Genomic DNA, 2620 nt, shown 5'->3' with positions numbered 1-2620 from the left:
ATTCTACCAAAATGACCCTTTCATCTAAACTATTCACTTAAATTGAGACGAAAAGATTCATCTTTACACATGATTTCAAATAAGTGTAAAGATGAATTACTATTATTGTTGCTTATCTATTCTTCTTTTAACCCTTTACCCATGCCTTTTAAGAAATGAAGACCAAATCCGATAGCACGATTAATATCTGGATCCTTTAGTACTTTCATAAGATCGAATACCCCAACCTTTTTATTGCTTTGTAGATGCTCATTACCTTCTTCCAGCCCTACTAATAAACTACCTATAAGCTTTTTCGTAAGTTCCGGATCAAGTTCTGTTAAAGCTCCTGCAGCGCCCATCATATTATTAATTAAATTTGTAACTGGTTCACGAGTGACTTGGCCTAGGACAATTTTTGTGATTGGTTCTTTCGCTTTCAGCATAGAATTTGCAGCTTCCAGCATCCCAATGTCATTTAGTTCACCTACTATATTAAACATTTGATGTAAAGCTTCTTCATTATTCGCTAGCAGTTCTTTTAAATCTTCGAGTTTTTGTTGTTTGAGTTCTTCCTCAGTTAGCTCCTGCTTCTGAATCGCTTGAATAGGTGCTGCCATATTCTTTTCTCCTCCCTAGTTATCCGTTAAATGTACGTATCCTGGACGAGCCCACTTACGATTTACCTCAATACCGTTTTGAGGATGATGCTTTTTATTACGCGGGTTCGTTTTTGGCATCGGATTTTCACCTTCTACTTGTAACACTTCCATACGCACTTTCGTTTGTTTATATGCAGGCGTATTCGTACGTTGATCGACCGCAGGACCTGTTAAGAAATTAATCGCCGTTTCATTATCTGTCGAGTTCATCGGCAAATACAGCTCATTCGCTTTTACACGATCCGTTACAAGTGCACKTAATTTAAGTGCTCCGAATGGAGAAACAAGGCGTACTAACGAACCAGTTTTCACTCCACGTTCCCTTGCTAACTCTGGAGAAACTTCAACGAAAACACCTGGTACTTTCGATTGAATACCAGTTGATTTATTCGTCATGTTCCCTTCATGGAAATGTTCAAGCATACGACCGTTATTAATGTGAAGATCGTATTCTGCTGGGAATGCAGCAGGACGTACCCAATCAGCTATCGCAAAACGAGCTTTTTTGTCCGGGAAGTTAAATCCATCTTTAAATAGAAGCGGCGTATTCGTTCCATCAAAACTTCCCCAGTGGAAACTGTTCCACCCTTCAAGCACTTCATAGTTTGCGTGTGCGAATAGTGGTGATAAGCTTGCCATTTCAGCAAAGATTTCACTTGGATGATTATAATTCCAGTTTGCGCCTAACTTATTAGCAATTGCCTGCACGATCCACCAGTCTGGTTTCGCATCTTCTAGCGTTGGAAGCACTTGATATAACCTTTGTACACGACGCTCAGTATTTGTAAAAGTACCTTCTTTCTCAAGAGATGGCGCTGCTGGTAATACTACATCAGCGTATTGAGCTGTTTTAGAAAGAAACACATCTTGAACGACAAAGAACTCAAGGCTTGATAACACTTCATGTACATGATTTGCGTTAGAGTCTACGAGAGCCATATCTTCTCCAACAAGATACATAGCTTTCATTTTACCTTCATCAATTGCGTGAAGCATTTCAATGTTATTAAGACCTGGTTTGTTATCAATTTTTACTCCGTAAGCTATTTCAAACTTTGCACGTTCTACATCGTTAGTAACGTGCTGATATCCTGGAAGCCAGCCTGGAAGTGTTCCCATATCACAAGCACCTTGTACGTTATTATGACCTCTAAGCGGGTATGCACCAGCACCTGGACGACGATAGTTTCCTGTTGCAAGTAGTAAGTTTGAAATTGCAGCGGAAGTATCTGAACCACCGGTATTTTGCGTTACCCCCATTCCCCAAAGAATACACGTACCATCTGCATCACGAATCATTTCTGCCATTTTAACGAGCGTTTCTTTTGAAATACCTGTAATCTCTTCTGCATATTCAAGCGTATATTCCGCGAGACTATCTTTAAAATCATCAAAGAAGTTTACATTTTCATCGATGAACTGCTGATCGTGCCAACCTTGATCAATCATATATTTCGTAACAGCMATTAACCATACTTGGTCCGTCCCTTGCTTTGGACTAATAAAGATATCTGAACGCTCTGCCATTTCAGTTTTACGAAGATCTGCAACAATTAGTTTTTGACCGTGCAGTTTATGCGCACGTTTCACACGAGTCGCTAATACAGGGTGACCTTCTGTTGGGTTACAACCGACGATAATAACAAGACCCGATTGTGCGATATCTTTAATCGTCCCTGCATCTCCCCCCATACCAATTGTACGGAACAATCCATCTGTCGCTGGTGATTGACAATAACGTGAGCAGTTATCAATGTTATTCGTTTCGAACACTTGACGCGCTAATTTTTGAATAACATAATTATCTTCATTCGTAATTTTAGAAGAAGAAATAAAGCCGATAGAGCCTTTACCGTACTCTTCTTTAATAGAGCCCAATTTATTCGCCACTACATGAAGCGCTTCTTCCCAAGTCGATTCAACGAACACTCCATTTTTACGAATTAAAGGTTTCGTAAGTCGTTTTTCAGAATTAACGA

General features: G+C 39.6%; 2 protein-coding genes. Both read right to left on the bottom strand.

What is annotated here, in order from left to right; genetic code table 11:
* Nucleotides 1-116: 116 nt before the first annotated feature.
* The gene (locus tag AC1DTM_RS22315) at nucleotides 117-599 is read right to left on the bottom strand and encodes a helical membrane plugin domain-containing protein (RefSeq protein WP_016104408.1); all 483 of its coding nucleotides are present in this window, start codon (nucleotides 597-599) and stop codon (nucleotides 117-119) included.
* Nucleotides 600-614: 15 nt separating this feature from the next.
* Nucleotides 615-2620: formate dehydrogenase subunit alpha (gene fdhF, locus AC1DTM_RS22310; protein ID WP_477000902.1), on the bottom strand; the 2006-nt coding region annotated here is incomplete at its 5' end.

The organism is Bacillus sp. P4_D3 (genome assembly GCF_056401855.1).
Note: the sequence above shows the minus strand (reverse complement) of the source record. Positions and strands in the feature narration are given on the sequence as shown.

Excerpts from the sequence above, each read along its gene's own strand:
- AC1DTM_RS22315 (WP_016104408.1), bottom strand. The coding sequence starts at position 599 with ATGGCAGCACCTATTCAAGCGATTCAGAAGCAGGAGCTAACTGAGGAA.